This is a genomic window from Aeromonas sobria (assembly GCF_000820145.1).
Taxonomy (GTDB): Bacteria; Pseudomonadota; Gammaproteobacteria; order Enterobacterales; family Aeromonadaceae; genus Aeromonas; species Aeromonas sobria.
In genome coordinates this window covers 1-18,445 of sequence record NZ_CDBW01000003.1, presented here as the reverse complement: position 1 = coordinate 18,445, position 18,445 = coordinate 1, and the positions used below count along the sequence as shown (strand labels likewise).

The 18,445-nt window shown below is 57.3% G+C and carries 16 protein-coding genes and 1 pseudogene; 10 read left to right on the top strand and 7 right to left on the bottom strand.

Annotated elements, in window-relative coordinates:
- The first annotated feature begins 224 nt into the window (after positions 1-224).
- Complete coding sequence (locus BN1135_RS00815; protein ID WP_005349421.1) at positions 225-836, top strand: YitT family protein; 612 nt, start codon at positions 225-227, stop codon at positions 834-836.
- A gap of 11 nt (positions 837-847) precedes the next feature.
- On the opposite strand, the gene BN1135_RS00810 is transcribed toward BN1135_RS00815, so the two are convergent.
- The 6 genes from BN1135_RS00810 to BN1135_RS00785 all read right to left on the bottom strand — a co-directional run bounded on the left by BN1135_RS00810 (position 848) and on the right by BN1135_RS00785 (position 8,260).
- Entirely contained in the window at positions 848-1,639 is a 792-nt protein-coding gene (locus BN1135_RS00810; protein WP_042018098.1) for a substrate-binding periplasmic protein, read from the bottom strand.
- Between the two features lie 202 nt (positions 1,640-1,841).
- Positions 1,842-2,858 (bottom strand): ABC transporter ATP-binding protein, encoded by a 1,017-nt coding sequence (locus BN1135_RS00805; protein ID WP_042018097.1) that lies wholly within the window; start codon positions 2,856-2,858, stop codon positions 1,842-1,844.
- Positions 2,855-3,976: an ABC transporter ATP-binding protein gene (locus BN1135_RS00800; RefSeq protein WP_223290083.1), complete on the bottom strand. Its 1,122-nt coding sequence runs from the start codon at positions 3,974-3,976 to the stop codon at positions 2,855-2,857. The genes BN1135_RS00805 and BN1135_RS00800 overlap by 4 nt, the downstream gene beginning before the upstream one ends.
- A 31-nt stretch (positions 3,977-4,007) precedes the next feature.
- Entirely contained in the window at positions 4,008-5,825 is a 1,818-nt protein-coding gene (locus BN1135_RS00795; RefSeq protein ID WP_042018096.1) for an extracellular solute-binding protein, read from the bottom strand.
- 149 nt (positions 5,826-5,974) lie between these two features.
- Complete coding sequence (locus tag BN1135_RS00790) at positions 5,975-7,018, bottom strand: ABC transporter permease (protein ID WP_013724081.1); 1,044 nt, start codon at positions 7,016-7,018, stop codon at positions 5,975-5,977.
- Positions 7,019-7,234: 216 nt separating this feature from the next.
- Positions 7,235-8,260: an ABC transporter permease subunit gene (locus tag BN1135_RS00785; protein WP_042018095.1), complete on the bottom strand. Its 1,026-nt coding sequence runs from the start codon at positions 8,258-8,260 to the stop codon at positions 7,235-7,237.
- Between BN1135_RS00785 and BN1135_RS21925 the strand changes: the two genes are divergently transcribed.
- From BN1135_RS21925 to BN1135_RS00745, 9 genes are all read left to right on the top strand, one after another.
- The gene (locus BN1135_RS21925; RefSeq protein WP_139245129.1) at positions 8,259-8,555 is read left to right on the top strand and encodes a hypothetical protein; all 297 of its coding nucleotides are present in this window, start codon (positions 8,259-8,261) and stop codon (positions 8,553-8,555) included. The genes BN1135_RS00785 and BN1135_RS21925 overlap by 2 nt on opposite strands.
- Before the next feature lie 443 nt (positions 8,556-8,998).
- The gene (locus BN1135_RS00780; protein WP_042018094.1) at positions 8,999-11,554 is read left to right on the top strand and encodes a TonB-dependent receptor; all 2,556 of its coding nucleotides are present in this window, start codon (positions 8,999-9,001) and stop codon (positions 11,552-11,554) included.
- Positions 11,555-11,662: 108 nt separating this feature from the next.
- Positions 11,663-12,427, top strand: coding sequence for a DUF3450 domain-containing protein (locus BN1135_RS00775; RefSeq protein WP_042018093.1), 765 nt, complete (start codon positions 11,663-11,665; stop codon positions 12,425-12,427).
- Positions 12,424-13,797: a MotA/TolQ/ExbB proton channel family protein gene (locus tag BN1135_RS00770; protein WP_042018092.1), complete on the top strand. Its 1,374-nt coding sequence runs from the start codon at positions 12,424-12,426 to the stop codon at positions 13,795-13,797. The genes BN1135_RS00775 and BN1135_RS00770 overlap by 4 nt, the downstream gene beginning before the upstream one ends.
- A 10-nt stretch (positions 13,798-13,807) precedes the next feature.
- A complete protein-coding gene (locus BN1135_RS00765) occupies positions 13,808-14,335 on the top strand; it encodes a MotA/TolQ/ExbB proton channel family protein (RefSeq protein ID WP_042018091.1) in 528 nt (175 codons plus the stop codon).
- 67 nt (positions 14,336-14,402) lie between these two features.
- A complete protein-coding gene (locus BN1135_RS00760) occupies positions 14,403-14,810 on the top strand; it encodes an ExbD/TolR family protein (protein WP_033137735.1) in 408 nt (135 codons plus the stop codon).
- Between the two features lie 16 nt (positions 14,811-14,826).
- Positions 14,827-15,462, top strand: coding sequence for an energy transducer TonB (locus tag BN1135_RS00755; protein WP_042018090.1), 636 nt, complete (start codon positions 14,827-14,829; stop codon positions 15,460-15,462).
- 11 nt (positions 15,463-15,473) lie between these two features.
- Positions 15,474-16,715, top strand: a complete 1,242-nt coding sequence (locus BN1135_RS00750) for a tetratricopeptide repeat protein (RefSeq protein WP_042018089.1) — start codon at positions 15,474-15,476, stop codon at positions 16,713-16,715.
- A 513-nt stretch (positions 16,716-17,228) separates the two neighbouring features.
- On the top strand, positions 17,229-18,149 hold the full coding sequence (locus tag BN1135_RS00745) for a L,D-transpeptidase family protein (RefSeq protein WP_042018088.1): 921 nt from the start codon (positions 17,229-17,231) through the stop codon (positions 18,147-18,149).
- Between the two features lie 75 nt (positions 18,150-18,224).
- On the opposite strand, the pseudogene BN1135_RS00740 reads toward BN1135_RS00745, so the two are convergent.
- Positions 18,225-18,445, bottom strand: a pseudogene (locus tag BN1135_RS00740) (IS1595 family transposase); the annotation flags it as partial.

The window sequence follows — 18,445 nt, the reverse complement described above, 5'->3', positions numbered from 1 at the left end:
ATGGAGTGATGGCGCGCTTAAACCGCGGCATGCTGCATCTTGGTGCAGCGGGTGTCAATGCCAGATGACAGGCACCAGAATGGGGCGTTCAGCCCGACTGTTGTGATCCTTTTCACAAAAAATAGACTGGACCCCATAACGAAGCCCTGTGGACAGGGCTCGCAGCCCGCCCGCAACGGCAGGCGACAGACACTCTCTCTCTTTACTTCGCTTGGATACAGGTTATGGACAACACCTCGATTCGCACTGCCCATCCTATTTATGAGGATGTGCTGGCCCTGCTGACGGCGGCCGGCTTTGTTTCCCTTGGCATCTTTTTGTTTCATCAGGTTGGCCTGCTCACCGGCGGGACCGCCGGGCTGGCACTGCTGCTGCAAAAGGTGACCGGTATCAGCTTCGGCCTGCTGTTTTTCGGCATCAACCTGCCATTCTATGCGCTGGCATGGCTGCGGATGGGGCCACGTTTTACCTTCAACACCTTTGTCTCGGTGGCGGCGGTCTCCTACATGACCGATCACCTCAACGGTGTGTTGCAGATCGGCAAGATAGAGCCTCTCTATGCGGCGCTGATCGGCGGTACCCTAATTGGCATGGGGCTGCTCATCATGTTCCGTCACAAGTCGAGTCTGGGGGGCTTCAACATTCTGGCGCTCTTTATTCAGGATCGCTTTGGCATCCGGGCGGGCAAGCTGCAGATGGGGCTCGATTGCGCCATTGTTGTCGCCTCGTTTTTCGTGGTTCAGCCCTGGATCCTGGCGCTCTCCATCGTGGCGGCGGTTATCTGTAATCTGGTGTTGACACTCAACCACAAGCCGGGCCGCTACCAGATTGCCTGACGGGCTTTATATCAGTGGAACAGGGGGGACATATGGTCATCTTTAATTGGAGATGATATTCCCCAGCGCACTCTACACGTAAGCAAGACACCTTCTTTTTCCAGTCGCTCCAGGATCTTGTTAAATGCCATCAGCTGTTCCTGGTTAACCATCTGCTTATTGAAAGCTATGTAGTAGTTACCAACGTGACTTATTTTCAATAACTTGAGCTGGTGGTTACCGCTTTGCTCCATATAGTGGAGGGCTACATCGATATTGGAAAAATAGAACTGGTAGCGTGAGCTTCGCAGCAATTTTTCCAGACTGCGCATCGAGTCAGTGACGTTTCCGTCGATGCGCAATGGTTTGGACCCGTTTAGTTGGAGTTGCTCATCAAGCTTTAGCAGCAAATATTCGCTAAATGAGTTTTTTGTCACGCCAACGCGGGCACCGGAAAGAGCGTTGAAGGTCAGGTTTGTCTGTGGGTTATCTGCATGGGAAAAAAATCCCCAGGCAGCCCTACTCAGGGGACGGCTAAACCAGAGTTCTTGAGCGCGTTCTTGGTTTTTGGCCAAGGGAAACATGCCATCAACCAAGCCTTTTTGCAGCATCTTGCGAGCGCGCAGATTGGGCAACTGAATGATGTCGCATCCGTCTGGCCATTCTTTGCAGGCAGCTTCCACCATTTCGACATATGCGCCAGTGAGCTGATTGTTATTGTCACTGAAGGTGTAAGGGGGAAAGTGTTGTACAACAAAGCGAAGCGGCTTTGCACTCGGAGCCAGGCTGAACACCAGTACTAATAACGCAATGACTTTGTGCATCTGAATACCATGTTTTTTGAGCGCGTCATAAGTATGGCATTACAAATACGGTGTTTAACTACTTATTAACATCCGAAATTCTCGGGGGTATTGCCGCCTGACGAGCGGCAGCCGTGACACGATAAGACAAGAGTGACCCGATAGCACGAGGCGGCCTGATGGCCGCCTCGTCTGTTTCTACCCTGGCGTTTGTTCGCTGCGTCTAGCTCGCCTGCTCCAGCCTACTGTCGCCGCTGATGGCGTGACTACCGACGGCGAGCGGGGTGTGACAGGCCACCTGATGATGGGATTCATCACGCGCCTCAAGCCTTGGCGCCTTGCTTTTGCACAGCTCGGTTGCATGGGGGCAGCGCTGGTGGAAGTGGCAGCCGCTTGGCGGCGAGATGGGGGAGGGCACATCGCCGGTCAGCAGAATGCGCTGGCTGCGCCTGCGCGGGTCCGGTACCGGAATGGCAGAGATCAGCGCCTGGGTGTAAGGGTGGCGCGGCGCCAGATAGAGCGACTGGGCATCCGCCAGTTCGACGATCCGTCCCAGATACATCACTGCAATCCGATCCGAGATGTGTTTAACCACCGACAGATCGTGGGCGATGAAGATGATGGAGAGGTTCATCTCCCGCTGCAGGCTGAGCAGCAGGTTGACGATCTGCGACTGCACCGAGACATCGAGGGCCGAGACCGCCTCGTCGCACACCAGCAGCTTGGGCTTGAGGGCGATGGCGCGGGCGATGCCGATACGCTGGCGCTGACCGCCGGAAAACTCGTGGGGGTAGCGATCCACCGCGCTGCCCGGCAGGCCCACTTTTGCCAGCAACTCTTGCACCCAGCCGCGCCGCTGCTCAGTGTTGCCTTTAGCGTGGATGATAAAGGGCTCCTCCAAAATTTGGCCCACAGTGTGGCGGCTGTTGAGGGATTCTGCAGGATCCTGAAACACCATCTGCATCTCTTGGCGCAGGGAGCGCATCTCCTTCGGGCTGAGGGCGGTGATATCGCGCCCCTCGAAGGTGATGGTGCCTGCGGTCGGCTCGAACAGTTTGAGCAGGCTGCGTCCGAGGGTGGACTTGCCACAGCCCGACTCACCCACCAGCCCCAGCGTCTCCCCCTGTTTCAGGTCGAAGCTGATACCATCCACCGCGTGAACCGTATATTGCTTGCGCAGGAACCCGCCTCCCAGCCGGAAGTGCTGTTTCAGATCCCTGACCGATAACAGAGTGCTCATACGGTCAACTCCTTCCAGTAGTGACAGGCGACATGGTGGCGCGGATTGAGTTGCTCCACCGCCGGAATGGCGCTGATGCAGAGATCGGTCGCATGGGGGCAGCGGTTGGAGAAGCGGCAGCCAGCGGGCATCTCATGCAGGGCTGGCACCTGTCCCTTGATGGTCTTGAGCAGGCTCTTGGGCTCATCCTCGAGGCGCGGGATCGAGCTCATCAAGCCGTGGGTATAGGGGTGACGGGGATGGTCAAACAGCTCGAACACATCGGCCTGCTCTACCGCGCGGCCGGCGTACATCACCACCACTTCGTCGCACAGCTCTGCCACCACCCCCAGATCGTGGGTGATAAAGATGATGGCCATCCCGGTCTGGGTCTGTAGCTCTTTCATCAGTTCGAGGATCTGGGCCTGAATGGTGACATCCAGCGCCGTGGTCGGCTCGTCACAAATCAGCAGGTCTGGCTCGCAGGAGAGCGCCATGGCGATCATCACCCGTTGGCGCATACCGCCGGAGAGGTTGTGGGGATAGACCGCAAAGCGCTGGGCCGGTTCCGGGATCCCCACCTTCTGCAGCATGGCGATGGCTGCGGCTTTACGCTGGGCCTTGTCATACTCGGGGCGATGGAGGCGAAACACCTCCATCAGTTGCTCACCGACCGTCTGCACCGGGTTGAGGGCCGTCATCGGCTCCTGAAAGATCATCGAGATGCGGTTGCCGCGCACCTTGTACATCTGATCCGGCGCAAGCGACAGCAGCTCCTCCCCCTGAAAGCGGATGGAACCGGCGACTACCTGACCGTGGGGCTTGGGCAGCAGCCCCATGATGGCGAGTGAAGTGACACTCTTGCCACAGCCAGACTCGCCGACGATCCCCAGCGTCTGACCCGGTGCCACCTTGAAGCTGACCCCGTCGAGCACCTTGATCTTGCCGTCATCGACGGCGAACTCCACCTCGAGATCGCTTACCTCAAGGATGGGGGCCTGGTGCTGGCCGTTATCAACGGCGAACTCCCCCCCGTTATCCGGTACGTCGAGGATCGAGGCTGGGTGCTGGCCGCTATCAGCGGCGAACTCCCCCCCGTTATCCGGTACGTCAAGAATGGGGGCCTGAGTGTTGGGCATAACGGCTGCTCCCTTCGCAATGGCCTGAATATCAATGACGTGCATAGGTCTTGTCGAGCAGGTTGATGGGCGCCAGCGCCTCCCCTGCCTCCTTGGCGTTGCGGGTCTCTTCTTTCACCTTGGGATCGAGCCAGAGCAGACCGCCACTACTGTGAGGATAACCGTCCATCGGCCAGTAGAGCAGATCCGGCGTGTTCTTGGTGGCAGGCACTTCCGGCAGCATCACATAACGCCAGCTGCTGGCCCGCACATAGTTGAGCTGCACCCCGGGCACGAAGATGGCGAGGTCATAGATGCGCTGCTGGATCTGCTGGGAGAGCTTGGCCCGTTTGGCCATGTCGAATTCGACGTTGTAGGCGTCGATCAGCGCGTCCAGCTCCTTGTCAGCCACGTTGAACAGGTTGTTGGTCTGCGGCTTGTTGGCGTTGGCGGAGTGGAAATATTCCCAATATTGCGGATAGAGACCGCCGCCAGCCCAGCCCATCCAGGCTGCCTCGTGTTTCTTCTCCAGCATCGCTTTGAAGCCGGTGGCGCCATCCACTAGGTTAAGCTCCAGATCCAGACCCGCCTTCTTGGCCTCCTCTTTCAGCACAGTCAGTCGCTTGGAGTGCTCCTGACTGGTGTAGGTGAGCGCCAGCGTCAGCCGCTCTCCCTTCTCATTTTGCAGGATGCCGTCCGGCCCCGGCTTGTTGTAGCCGCCCTTGGCAAAATACTCCCGCGCCTTGCCAATGTCATAAGCCCGCTCCGGCAGCGTCATCTCGGTGAACTCGCCAAAACCCGAGCCGAAGGTGGTGGCTCTGTCGTAGTCGCCGCGCAGCACGGTTTCGATCATCTTGTCGATATTGAAGGCGTGCTGGATGCCGAGGCGTACGTTCACATCTGCCAGCTTGGGGTTGGCCACATTGAGATGCAGTCCCTGCGCCCCCTGTTTGGTGTCGGTCATGGCCATCACCTTCTGCACGTAGCCCTTCTTGTATTCCGGGGTGACCGCTTTTTCATGCCACCAGTTGGGCAGGATCATCTCGAAGGTATCGATCTCCCCCTTCAGGAAGTGGCGGAAGGCGATGTTGTGGTCGCGGATCACCTGCACCTTGATGGTATCGATATTGAATCTGTGCTGGTTGTAGCGATAGTTCTGTGCCCACCAATCCTTCTGCTTGCTGAAGGTGACCGACTTGCCCTTCTTGACGTCGCTGATCACGTAGGGACCTGTGGTGGGCACCACGGCCCAGTTGTACTGTTTCACCCAGTTGGGGGTCAGCTTGTAGTAGTGCTTGGGCTGAGGGTACAGCTCGGTGGTGTTGAGCAGGTCCAGCTTGGCCTTGCGGTTGCCCGTTTTGACCATAATGGTGTGGTCATCGATCTTCTCTACCGCTACCACTTCGGTGGTGTAGTAGTTGTTGTACCAAGGGGCGCGGATTTCTTTTGAGCGCATCATCTCGTAGCCGAAGGTGTAGTCGTCAGCATTGACCGGTTTGCCATCCGACCATTTGGCCTGCGGATCCAGCTTGAAGTAGACGGTCTGGCTGTCTGGCGCGATGGCCCAGTGGGTCGCGAGCGAGGGGATGGGGTTGCCGGTATTGGGGTGAAAGCTGATGAGTCGTAGTTGGTTGTCCTGAATAAAGGAGCGGAACGAACCGTTGGAGTCAGGCCCCACGGTACGGAACGTCAGCGGAAAGCTGTCGACAAACATATTGAGGCTGCCGCCCGGCAGCGCCTTGGGAGAGGCGAATACCGGATCCGTGTCGTTGGTTTCCCATTTGAGATCCGCGGGCAAGCTTGCCGCCCAGACCCAGGATCCGTTCACCAGCACAAAGAGAGCACCTATCCATTTGATTTTATTTTTCATGTTTGACTTCCAAGTCTGGCCCCTGCACTGGGGGTCTTGATTGATAACGGGTTTATCCCTTGCTCTCGGGACCGCCAGTGGCGGCGGCCCGTCCTTCATTAATGACTGTTCGTTACCCGGCGCCTGCCGATGCGCTGGCATCGGCTGGCTTATTGGTAACGGGTAAATTTGCGCGGATCGAACGCCTCGCGGATCGCCTCGCCGATAAAGGAGACCATGATCAGCACCAGACTCACCGCGGCCACCACCGAGCTGACTATCCAGATGGCATCCAGATTGTTGATCCCCTGGGAGAGCAGCTCCCCCCAGCTCGGGGTCGGCGGTGCCAGCCCGAAGCCAAGATAGTCGAGGGCTGTCAGGGTGGAGATATTGCCCACCACGGCGAACGGCGCCAGGGTGACGATCATCATCAGGGTGTTGGGCAGGATGTGGTTGAAGATGATCCGCCCGGTAGTCGCCCCTTGCGCCCGTGCTGCCATCACATAGTCCCGTGCCCGCTCCTTGTAGGTGAGGGTGCGCATATACCAGGTGATCCCCATCCAGCCGAACAGCACGTTGATGGCGACAAACAGGCCGAAGTTGGGCTTGGCAAGCGACACCAGGATCATGATGACGTAGAGAAACGGCACCTGGGACCAGATCTCGATAAAGCGTTGCAGGATGAGGTCAAAGCGGCCGCCGAGAAAGCCCATCAGACAGCCGATGGTGACCCCGATGGCGTAACTGGCCGCCAGCGCGATAAAGGCAAAGCCGATGGCGATGCGAAAGCCGTAAACCAGTCGCGCCAGCACGTCGCGGCCGCTGGTGTCGGTGCCGAGGAAGTGGCGCTCGGCCGCGCTGGGGGCGTAAGGCGGGTAGGCATCCTCCTTGAAATCCTGCTCGTAGGGGTTCCAGGGTACCGGCGGCAGCAGTACCCAGTCGCCTTGGCCCTCTGCGGCAAATTTGGCCTTGAGCTGGCGGTAGTTGGTTTCGTACTCGTAATCGAGCCCGAACTGCTGACCGGGGATCACATCGCCATAGGTGGGGAAGTGCAGCTGGCCCTGATAGCTCACCATCAGTGCCCGGCTGTTGACCAGCAGCTCCGCCAGCAGGGAGAGCAGCACCAGGGTGGTGAAGATGATGAAGGAGTAGTAACCGCGCTTGATCGACTTGAAGCGCTTGAGTTTTTTCAAGGTAACCGGATTGAGCTTCATGGTCAGTCTCCAAACCGCACGCGGGGGTCAACAGAAGGTGCAACGCAGATATCGGAGACGATATAGCGTGATATCAGCATCGGCATGGCAATAGAGGTCTGGTTCATGGTCAGTCTCCAAACCGCACACGGGGGGCAACAGAAAGTGCAACGCAGATATCGGAGACGATATGGCGTGATGTCAGCATCGGCATGGCAAAAAGGGTCTGGTTCATGGTCAATCTCCAAACCGCACACGGGGATCGACAAGGGCAACGCAGATATCGGAGACGATATTGCCTATCAGCATCAGCATGGAGGTGATGGCCAGAATGCCCATGACGGTGGGGTAATCCCGCTCGACGATAGCCTCGTAACCGAGCAGGCCGATGCCGTCGATGTTGAAGATGGTCTCGATGAGGAAGGAGCCGCCAAAGAAAACGGTGAGCACAGACCCCAGATGACTGGCGATGGGGATCAGGCTGTTGCGCATGGCGTGGTCGGTGACAGCCTTGCGAAATGGCAGTCCCTTGGCCACGGCGGTACGCACATAATCGGCCGACAGGTTCTCCATCAGGCTGTTTTTCATGGTCATGGTGAGGATGGCAAAATCGCCGATGGCGTAGGCGATAAGCGGCAGCAGCGCATGGGCGAAGACGGTACGGATCTGGTCCCAGCTGCTCTCCATGGAATCGAAATCGTCCCCCGGAAAACCTCCCATGGGCAGCCACTCCAGATGGAAGGCGAAGACGGTGATGAGGAAGATCCCCACCACGTAGGCGGGCAGGGCATAGGCCATGTAGATAAGCATGGAGCTCAACGAGTCGAAGCGGCTGTTGTGCTTGAGCGCCTTCGCCACCCCGAGCGGAATGGAGACCGCATAGCTCAGCAGAAAGGTCGCCAGCCCGAAGAAGGCGGTGACGGGGAGCCGATCCTTGATGAGATCCCACACTGGCTCGTAGTAGCGGGTCGATTCGCCCAGATCCAGCACCGCCAGCTTCTGCAACCACTCCCAATAGGCGACCAGCATGGGCTTGTCGAGACCATAGAAGGCCTTGAGCTCCTCGATCTGTTCATCGGAGAGTGCCTGCGCCCCCTTGCTGCCGCTGGATCGGCCAGATTCATTCTGGGAAACCTGGGCTTGCAGCAGCATGCGTTCGACCGGGCCGCCCGGCACGAAACGGGTGATGGTGAAGACGAGCAGGGTGATACCGAGAAACGTCGGGATGATAAGAAGCATCCGGCGTAGGAAATACGACAGCATGGTGGAACCTCGTCCTTGTTGTTCTTTTTGCGACCAGTCAAATCCGGTGACGGGCCTATCCTTCCTGGCATTACGCGCTGGATTGGTTGCCAAACAGCAGACAATCAGCTTGGCCACTGTAAAAGCTCTGCAACAAAAATCAAGTACAAGGAAATGGAAAACTGGGACAAATGACCCGCTGAGACCAAAAACGCCGAAAAATGATGTTTTTTATCTAAAAAGTGAAAATCAAAACAAAACGCTACTGCTCAACATTATTTTAAAAAATATAAACAGCTGTTTATTTAAGTTTTAACTGTTTTTAACTCATTGATTGTTAATGTTTTTGTTGGGGTGGTGAAACTGAGGGAAAACGATATCATCTCGGCGATTTTATCTATCTCCACTACCAAATTGGTGTGGTTCACTGGTGATGAAGTTAGTGTTTTATTCTTATTAAGGCCGATAAATCGAAATAAGATATAAACGGACAGCACGTTAACTAATAAGTTCATCAAATTTTAATTCAGCGTCATTTACATTCATTAACAATGTTTTCACATTGCATTGGTTGTTTTTGGCAGAATTATTCACTAATTATTCCGGTCAAAATTAATACACTCCGCTTATTCTACGCCTGACCTCGCCACACCCCTACTCCATTGACGCCGCCAGTCAAAGATTGATAAGCCTTACACATCGCTCCAAAGAGGGCGATATCAGGAAGCAAACAAAAAACAACCAGGAAGGATATAAGCGATGCTTAGGAAGAGCAGAATCTCTGCTGCGATTGCGTTCGCCTTGGCGAGCCTTGCAGTGGCCCCATCAGTGTCTGCCGAAGAAGGGCAGAACGTCGAAAAATTGCAGAAAATCAAAGTCACTGGCTCCCGTATCTCCCGTGTTGATGTTGAGGGGGCGACTCCGGTTGTCTCTGTCAGCAAGGCCCAAATTGAACAGTCTGGTCAGCAGACTGTGGCCGATTATCTGAAACAGGCCTCCTACAACTCCTTTGGTGGTTACTCCCCTTCCTCCGGTGACTCCTATCAATCTCAGGGAACCGTTGGTCTGCGTGGTCTGGGCTCTACCCGTACTCTGGTACTGCTCAATGGCAAGCGGATCGCCGGTTCACCGACCATGGGTGGTACTTCCATCAACCTAAACACCATCCCCATGGCAGCCGTTGAGCGGGTGGAAGTGAACCTGGATGGCGGCTCCGCCCTGTATGGTTCTGATGCCATCGGCGGCGTTATCAACGTGATCCTCAAAGAGGGTTTCGAAGGGCTGACTTTCCAGGGGCGTATTGGTTCGCCGACCGAAGAGGGTGGTGACGAGCAGAGTGGTTCCATCGTCAGTGGCATCTCGGGTGAGAAAGGCTCCCTGATGATGGTTTATGAGCACGATGTGAAGGACGAGATCTACTACAAGGATCGCGACTATCTGGCGAAAGAGGGGGCCACGGCGCCGAGTCTCTATGGCCGCAATATCAAAGGGGTGGATGCCACCACCGGTAAGACAGTTACCCGTACCCTGAATGGGGTTGACTGTGAAAGTACCGGAACCGGCTTCGTCACCAAGGGCACGGCTTGCCGCTTCGACTTTGCCAAGGTCGCCGCCAAGACTGCCTCTCGTACTCGCGATACCGTCTATGTGAATGGTCGCTACCATATAAATGACAATGTGGATTTCGTACCGCAGTTGATTGGTTCCCGCGTCACCAGTTTTGGCCGCTTCGCGCCAGCTGCCGGTGCCTTCACCGTGGATGGTTCCACCCCTGAAAGCGCAGCAGTCCTGTCTGCCAACAACTTCAGCACCGCCAAGGCTGCGACCGTTTACTACCGCTTCAACAACGTCGGTCCCCGTGATAACGATGTGACTGACTTGACCGGTAACATGAACCTTGGTTTTGAAGGGACTGTGCCGACCGAAGCGGTGGGCGATCTGGAGTGGAACGCCGGTTACATGTATTCCAAAACAGATAACCGCAGCAATGGTTCCGGCTACGTTCTGGAGCCCGCAGTACAGACTCAGGTCAATAGCGGCAAATTCGTTAATGGCAGCTTCTCTGATGCGGCCACTAAGGACCTTTCATACGATACCAGTCGTGCCTCCAAAATGGACTTCTTCCAGTGGTACGGAGGTCTGGGCTGGGAGATGGGTGAACTGCCTGCTGGCCCCGTCAGCTGGTATCTGGGAGCCGAGTATAACGATTGGGTTTACTCCGATACCTATGACAGTCAGTCCGAAGCGGGTAACGTGCTGGGTTCATCTGGAAACTCAGGTAGCGGTGTGCGCGATGTGTTTGCCACCTACATCGAGAGCCTGATCCCCATCACCGAGCAGATCGAGTTGAACCTGGCGGGCCGTTACGACAAGTACAGCGACTTTGGCAGCGCCTTCTCGCCCAAAGCGAGTCTGCGTTATCAGCCGCTCGACCTGTTGATGTTCCGCACCTCCTGGTCCCAGTCGTTCCGCGCACCGGGTCTGGATGATCTCTATGCCGCAGACTCCTTCTCTGCCGACTTTGCCAAGGACTATGTAGGTTGCCAGGCCAATGGCGTTGCCAACTGTTCCGAAGCGCAGTACGACACAACGCGTAAAGCCAACAAAAACCTGAAGGAAGAGACCGCCAATACCTTCACCATAGGGGCTGCTTACAACCCGTTGGACAACCTGAACCTGTCGCTCGATTACTACTACATCAAGATTGATGACGTGATCCAGCTGGCTACCACCCAGACCCAGTTCTATCAGGAGCTCAACACCGGCAGCAACCCGAACGTCATTCGTGACGCCAACGGCGATGTCGAGATGGTTTACGCCGGCATGGTCAACCTGGGGCAACTCAAGACCAGTGGTATCGACTTCAAGGCTGACTACAAGTACGACTTCAACTTCTTCGCGATGCGCTATGACTTCGGTGGTACTTACATCCTGAAGTATGAAGAAGGTCTGTTTGCCGGTGGCCCAATGATCGACAAGAAGGGTTGGAATGCGTTGCCAAACCTTCGCTTCAACTCCGGGGTCGGTGCCAATTTCCCGCAGTGGTGGAATCTGGATGCTTATCTGAGCGCCAACTATATCGACTCCCAGAGTCAGGATTACGTGAATGGACAGGAAGAGGGTCATATCGCTTCCAACACCATCTGGAACCTGAACGTAGCTGTCGATACCAGCTGGAATGCCAAGATCCAGACCGGCGTGAAGAACATGTTTAACCGCGGACCTTCCCTGTCGAGCGATGGCTTCACCTATGAAGAAGACCTCTACGGCATCGACGGTCGTGTCTACTACATCGACTACACCCAGAAGTTCTAATCAACCCCGTTGATATACAACCTCAGCCGGCCCGGTCGGGTCGGCTGTGCCCAACGTCCAAGGAAGTTACGGAGATAGGGTAATCCTATGAAGACAAGGACCATTACAATGAAGAAAGCGCTTCTTGGCAGCCTGGTTTCGGCCGCCTTGTTGACCAGCTTCAATCTGAGTGCTGCCACCGCCGGTCAGGCCGTGGACACTCAAGCCGCCACCAATAATGCATCCAAAGTTTCCCAGCAGAAGATCGACAGCTATGCCGACTCTGCCGAATCTGCGTTGGCCCAGTACAAGGCTGCCCTGCGTCAGGTCGACAGTCTGCGCACCTACAACGAGCAGGTGGGCAAGATGGTCGAGTCCCAGACCACCGAGCTGGCGTCGATGCAAAAGCAGATCGCCCAGATTGATCAGACCAGCACCGAAGTGGTGCCCTTGATGCTCAAGATGATCGACTCCCTCGAGCAGTTTGTGTCACTGGATCTGCCGTTCCAGAAGGTCGAGCGTGAAGATCGGGTTGCCGCGCTGACCGACCTGATGAACAGCGCCGATGTCACCATCTCCGAGAAGTACCGCAAGATCCTGGAGGCCTACCAGATCGAGGAGGGCTTCAGCCGCACCATCGAGTCCTACAAGGCGAGCCTAGACAAGGATGGCAGCGAGAAGACCTACGAGTTCCTGCGCGTTGGCCGCATTGCCCTGCTCTATCAGTCCCCGGATGGCAATGAGACCGGCATATGGAACAAGAAGACCCGTCAATGGGAAGAGTTGCCCCAGGAGTATCGCAGTGCGGTTGAACAGGGCCTTCGCATCGCCAAGAAGCAGGCGCCTCCTGCGCTGATCAAGCTGCCGGTTCAAACTGCGGAGAAAGCATCATGAAAGGAATCAAACTTGCTATTGCCTCCCTGATTGCGGGAGCAACCCTGGTCACCCTGCCGGTGACCGCCGCCGAGAAACCGGTGGATCTCAATGCGCTGCTCAATCAGGTCAAGGCCTCCAGCCTGAGCGAATCCCAGCTCAACAAGGAGCGGGAAGCCCGTTTCCTGGCTGACAAGAACGAGCAAGGGGCATTGCTGGCGAAGGCCAAGGCCGAGCTGGCTGCCGAAACCGCCAAGGGCGAGCAGCTCAAGGCGGCCTTCGATGCCAACGACAAGCAGCTGACCGAACTGACTGAAACCCTGCGCCAGCGTTCCGGCAACATGGGGGAGATGTTCGGGGTGCTGCGTCAGTTCGCCGGTGAGTTCAAGGGGATCTTCAACGCCTCCGCCCGCCGGGTCGAGCATCCGGAGCAATCCGCCCTGCTGACCCGTTTGGCCGAGAGTAAAGAACTCCCCTCAAGCGACGATCTGGAAGCGTTCTGGACTACCACCCTCGGCCGCATGGTGGACGGTGGCAAAGTGAGCCAGATCCCGGCGACCGTGGTTTATGGCGAGGGCAACCAGGCCGAGAAGACCGTCACCCAGATCGGTGAGTTCAACACCGTCTCCGAAGGCAAGTACCTCACCTTCGTGCCGGAGACCGGCAAGTTCGAGCAGCTCTCTCGTCAACCGGATAAGGGGGTGCTGGAGCCGATCGCCGAGTTTGAACAGGGTGGTGACGGGGTCAAACCCATCTTCATCGACCCGTCTCGCGGCGTGATCCTCTCCCTGCTGGTGCAGTCTCCGACCTTCAAGGAGCGGGTCGATCAGGGTGGTGAAGTGGGTTACGTCATCATGGTGCTCGGTGTGCTCGGTACCCTGCTGGCCATCTTCTGCGGTATCCGCCTGTCGCTGATCGGCTCGTCCATGCGCAAGCAGCTGAAATCCGATCAGATCATCAAGGGCAACCCCATTGGTGACATGCTGGGGGCTTACCAGAGCCATCGCGGGGACAACATCGAGGATTTGGAGTCCAAGCTCGACGAGATCATCCTGCGCAACGTGCCCAAGTTCGAGAAGGGCATCAGCATCATCAAGCTGATCGCCTCCGTCGCACCGCTGCTGGGCCTGCTGGGTACTGTAGTGGGGATGATTGCCACCTTCCAGGCCATCACATTGTTCGGTACCGGCGATCCCAAGCTGATGGCGGGCGGTATCTCCGAGGCGCTGGTGACCACAATGCAGGGTCTGGTTGTCGCGGTGCCCATGCTGTTCCTCTACACCATTGTGCAGACCCAGAGCCGTCGTCTGATCCAGGTGCTGGAAGAGCAGAGTGCCGGTTTCGTTGCCCGTTATCAGGAACGTCTGCACGCCTCCAAAGCTGCAGCGTAAGGAGTCACCCATGTGGTTCTGGTTGATTGAAGAAGTCGAGTCGGTCCGCCGGTTTCTGGGATTGGGGGGCGACGTGCTGGTCGCCCTGTTTTTCCTGACCCTGATGATGTGGGCCCTGTTGCTGGAGCGCTGGATCTACTTCATGGCGGTCTACCCCAAGCAGGTGAAGCAGACCAAGGCCACCTGGCTGGCCCGCAGCGATCATCTCTCCTGGTCTGCCAAGCAGATCCGGCGCGAGCTGGTCTCACGGGTCGCCATGGCGGTGGACAAGGGGATGCCGGTCATCAAGGTGCTGATCGCCCTCTGTCCACTGATGGGGCTGCTTGGCACCGTGGTGGGGATGGTGCAGGTGTTTGACACCCTGGCCATCACCGGCACCGGTTCGCCGCGGGCCATGGCATCGGGGATCTCCAAGGCAACGGTACCGACCATGGCGGGCATGATTGCCGCCCTTTCCGGCCTGTTTTTTGTCAACCAGCTCGATCACAAAGCCAAACTGGCGGTGCAAAAGCTGGAAGACAACCTGAAACACGGTTGATGCAGGATGCATACCCCCGGCGAGGCATGGCCTGCCGGGGGCACAGAACAAGCAAGGAGTTTCTGCTATGAGAAAACGTTACAGCGACAGCGGTGCTGACGAGGCGGCTATCGATTTGACCCCCATGCTGGACATAGTGTTCATCATGCTGATCTTCTTCATCGTCACCACCTCCTTCGTCAAGGAGTCCGGTGTCGAGATCAACCGTCCCAGTGCCAGCACGGCCGAGACGGTGAAGAAGGGCAATATCATGGTCGCGGTACGCGAAAACGGTCAGGTCTGGGTCGACAAGCGCATCGTGGAAGTAGGGGCGGTTCGTGCCAACATCGAGCGGCTGCGGGCCGAAAACCCGGAGAGCGCCGTGGTGATCCAGGCCGATACCGAATCCCGTTCTGGTCTGGTGGTGCAGGTCATGGATCAGATCCGTATGGCCGGTGTCCAGAACATCTCCATCGCTGCCAGCAAGAGCAGCTGATGCTGGAGAGAGACCTATGAGATACCTGATATCGTTGGTGGTCTCCTGTGTGGTGGTGTTCTTTCTGTTTTTGGGAATGAACAAGCTGATCACACCGGATCATCGGGAGCTGGTTGAGAAGGATGACGTCGCCATGACCGATTTCATTCGCATCAAGCCCCAGGAGACCCTGCAAGAGAAGCAACGGGAGCTGCCGAAACCGCCGCCGCCGAACCGTCCGCCGCCCCCTCCAGAGATGGAGGTGGCCAGCACGGATCGGCCGCAGATGGAGAGCTCTCCCATGGACATGCCCAAGCTCGACATCCCGGTCAATATCGGTGGTGGCAACGCCCTCGGTGCCTACAGCACCGGCGGTGGTGGTGGCGGAGTGGGTGGCAACAACGGCGCCATTCCGCTGGCAACCTTCGAGCCCATGATGCCCCGCAAGGCGGCTCTGGCGGGTCTGGCCTCCGGCAAGGTGCTGGTGGAGTTCACCGTCACCGAGCGTGGTACCGTCAGCAACGTGCGGATCGTCAAGGAAGAGCCGCGCAGCTATGACCTCGGCAAAGAGGCGCGCAAAACCATCGCCAAGTGGACGTTCAAGCCGTCCATGGTGGATGGCAAGCCGCAAGCGAGCCGGATGCAGCAAGAAATCGAGTTTGCGGTCAACTAAGGAAGGTGGCGATGAACAAGTTACACAAGATGATCCTCGCCCCGGTCGCCATGGCGGTGCTGCTCAGCACCGCCAGTTGGGCCGCCGAGCAGCCGGCCCTGTCGGATCGGGCTTATCGGGCGGTCAACAAGGCGCAGGCGCTGATCACCGAGAAGAAATACGGCGAGGCCAATGCCAAGTTGCAAGATGCACTCTCCGGTGCGGGCGAGCGGGTCTACGACAAGGGGGTCATATTGCAGACTCTCGGTTTCGTGGCCGCCCAGCAGGAGAAATACGGTCAGGCGACCAAGTACTTTGCCGATGCCATCGCGACAGGCGGCCTGCCGCCACCGGTGGCCCAGCAGGTGCGCTACAACCTGGCCCAGCTCTATATGGCTGAGGGCAATTACCAGGGGTCGATCAAGACCATGAAGGAGTGGTTTGCCAACCAGGGCAAGGATGACAAGCCCAACTCCCATGCCTATATCACCCTGGCCAACGCCCACGTGCAGCTCAAGCAGTACCGTGACGCGATCCCGGCGGTGGATCAGGCCATCAAGCTGTCGGCAGGTAAAGCGCCGGAGTCCTGGTATCTGCTGAAGATGGGCGCTCACTACGAGCTGAAACAGTACAAACCGGCGACCGAGGTGTTGACAACCCTGGTCAGCATGTTCCCGGAGAAGAAGAAGTACTGGACCCAGCTCTCGGCCATGCATATGCAGGCGGGTAATGATGGCAAGGCGCTGGCAGCGCTGGAGTCGGCCTACAACCTCGGCATGTTGACCGAGGCCGCCGAGCTGCAGCGGCTGGCCAACTACCTCGCCTTCACCGGCATTCCCCATCGCGCGGCACGGGTGATGGAGAAGGGGATGAAGGATGGGGTGATTGGGCAGAGCGCCAGCAACTACAAGACCCTCGCCAACTACTGGCATCAGGCCAAAGAGTTGGATCCGGCCATCGACACGTTGGCCAAATCCTATCTGCTGGCTCCGAACGCCGAATTGCAGCTGAAAATGGCGCGCATGATGATTCAGAGCAAGCGCTATCAGGATCTGGTGGCGCTAGCCACCAAACCGGCGGCCAATGCCAATGGTGAACAGCGTGCGGATCTCAAGTTCCTGACCGGGGTCGCCTATTTTGAGCAACAGAAGCCGAAGGAGGCCCTCAACGCCTTCACCCAAGCGGCTCAGAATGGCAACGTCAGTGGTCGGGCATCCCCCTGGATCAGCTTCCTCAAGGAGCAGAGTGGCGCAGGGGAGGCGACGGTCCAGTAATTCCAATGACAACACCTGTAGTCCCTTTTATGGTTGCCTGGTGGCTCCATTAACCGCTCTTCGGAGCGGTTTTTTTATCTCAATGGCAGCAAGCACCAGCTGGTGGCTGATGTGCTGTTTTACTCCTTTTCATACCAATAAAGTGCCACTGTCGACATTGGCTTATCTACTTGGGTGTTATAACCGTTCTGGCCTCTGCTTCCACCGTGACACCAGGTGGCGCAGCGCTGTGGTTGATGGGGGCGCGGGTGGCCCGTTGGCAGTAGATTGGTGCTGTTCATCTTTCTCTCAGCGGCGACTTGCTAGGGTAGCTTTTGCCCTGTTGATAAGAGTCACACCGCAAACGGCCACTTTTAACAAGAAAAGCAACATATCGAAGTTGAAATTTTGGCCGACTCAGGAAAGAATGCGCGCTCGGTTATTGGCGCCGTGGTGCAGGTTTACCCGCCACCGGCAGACCGAGGATGAGACGGCCCACGGCCCATTTGGTACAGGAAACCACACAGGAATTTTATGAATCCCCTTCGCACTGCCGCTTCGGCCCTTTTATGCACATTTGCGCTGGTCAGCCAGCAGGCTGCCGCCGTCGAGTACCACCTGCCTGCGGCCAACAGCCGCCTGATCGGTGAAAACCAGCAATACGTGGTGCCTGCGGACAACCGTCCGCTGGAGCAGATCGCTGCTGACTTCCAGCTGGGTCTGACCAACATCATGGAAGCCAACCCGGGCGTTGATCCCTATCTGCCGAAGGCGGGTAGCACCCTGATCATCCCCCACCAGCTGATCCTGCCCAACGCACCCCGCGAAGGGATCGTCATCAACGTCGCCGAGATGCGTCTCTACTACTATCCGAAAGGGAAAAATGTGGTGGAAGTGCTGCCCATCGGCATCGGCCAGCTGGGGGTAAACACCCCGGAGAACTGGATCACCAAGGTAGAGCGCAAGCGCGCCAACCCGACCTGGACCCCGACCGAGAACATCCGTCGCCGCTATGCCGCTCAGGGCAAGACACTGCCTGCGGTCTGGCCGGCTGGCCCGGATAACCCCATGGGTCTGCACGCCCTCTACATCGGCAACCTTTACGCCATCCACGGCACCAACGCCACCTTCGGCATTGGCCTGCGGGTGAGCAGCGGTTGCGTCCGTCTGCGTGCCGATGACATCAAGTATCTGTTCGACAACGTGCCGGTCGGTACTCGTGTCCAGTTCGTCAACCAGCCGGTCAAGACCTCGGTCGAGCCGGATGGTGGTCGCTACATGGAAGTGCACGAGCCGCTGTCGCGCAACGAGGAGGAGTTCAACTCCACTGCCTCTGTGCCGCTTCCGATGACCCAGGCTACTACCCGCTTTATCGCCCATGTCGAGTCTGACTCCAACGTGGTCAAGCAGGTGCTGGAACAGCGTACCGGTATGCCGACCCGTCTCAATCCCTGATTGAGGCAGTTGGCGGTGCCGAGTGCACTGGCAAGATAAAGAAAACGGCGACCATCTGGTCGCCGTTTTTTATGGCTATGTCCCAATTACGTGTTGCATGGGGTGCCCCAGCGCCTCATGCAAACACGCTTTGATATTCACTCCCTTCCCGTAACGCTCCAGCATCCTGCGCCAACCCAGATAATTCCTCAGGTAATGAGTTGCTACTCCATGGAAACGCTCCATCCACTCCTTCAACCTATGGTGATACCCGTTTACATGTTGAATGTGGTATGCCCCCATGACCCGTTCACCTT

Excerpts from the sequence above, each read along its gene's own strand:
- BN1135_RS00815 (WP_005349421.1), top strand. The coding sequence starts at position 225 with ATGGACAACACCTCGATTCGCACTGCCCATCCTATTTATGAGGATGTG.
- BN1135_RS00810 (WP_042018098.1), bottom strand. The coding sequence starts at position 1,639 with ATGCACAAAGTCATTGCGTTATTAGTACTGGTGTTCAGCCTGGCTCCG.
- BN1135_RS00805 (WP_042018097.1), bottom strand. The coding sequence starts at position 2,858 with ATGAGCACTCTGTTATCGGTCAGGGATCTGAAACAGCACTTCCGGCTG.
- BN1135_RS00800 (WP_223290083.1), bottom strand. The coding sequence starts at position 3,976 with ATGCCCAACACTCAGGCCCCCATTCTTGACGTACCGGATAACGGGGGG.
- BN1135_RS00795 (WP_042018096.1), bottom strand. The coding sequence starts at position 5,825 with ATGAAAAATAAAATCAAATGGATAGGTGCTCTCTTTGTGCTGGTGAAC.
- BN1135_RS00790 (WP_013724081.1), bottom strand. The coding sequence starts at position 7,018 with ATGAAGCTCAATCCGGTTACCTTGAAAAAACTCAAGCGCTTCAAGTCG.
- BN1135_RS21925 (WP_139245129.1), top strand. The coding sequence starts at position 8,259 with ATGGTGGAACCTCGTCCTTGTTGTTCTTTTTGCGACCAGTCAAATCCG.
- BN1135_RS00785 (WP_042018095.1), bottom strand. The coding sequence starts at position 8,260 with ATGCTGTCGTATTTCCTACGCCGGATGCTTCTTATCATCCCGACGTTT.
- BN1135_RS00780 (WP_042018094.1), top strand. The coding sequence starts at position 8,999 with ATGCTTAGGAAGAGCAGAATCTCTGCTGCGATTGCGTTCGCCTTGGCG.
- BN1135_RS00775 (WP_042018093.1), top strand. The coding sequence starts at position 11,663 with ATGAAGAAAGCGCTTCTTGGCAGCCTGGTTTCGGCCGCCTTGTTGACC.
- BN1135_RS00770 (WP_042018092.1), top strand. The coding sequence starts at position 12,424 with ATGAAAGGAATCAAACTTGCTATTGCCTCCCTGATTGCGGGAGCAACC.
- BN1135_RS00765 (WP_042018091.1), top strand. The coding sequence starts at position 13,808 with ATGTGGTTCTGGTTGATTGAAGAAGTCGAGTCGGTCCGCCGGTTTCTG.
- BN1135_RS00760 (WP_033137735.1), top strand. The coding sequence starts at position 14,403 with ATGAGAAAACGTTACAGCGACAGCGGTGCTGACGAGGCGGCTATCGAT.
- BN1135_RS00755 (WP_042018090.1), top strand. The coding sequence starts at position 14,827 with ATGAGATACCTGATATCGTTGGTGGTCTCCTGTGTGGTGGTGTTCTTT.
- BN1135_RS00750 (WP_042018089.1), top strand. The coding sequence starts at position 15,474 with ATGAACAAGTTACACAAGATGATCCTCGCCCCGGTCGCCATGGCGGTG.
- BN1135_RS00745 (WP_042018088.1), top strand. The coding sequence starts at position 17,229 with ATGAATCCCCTTCGCACTGCCGCTTCGGCCCTTTTATGCACATTTGCG.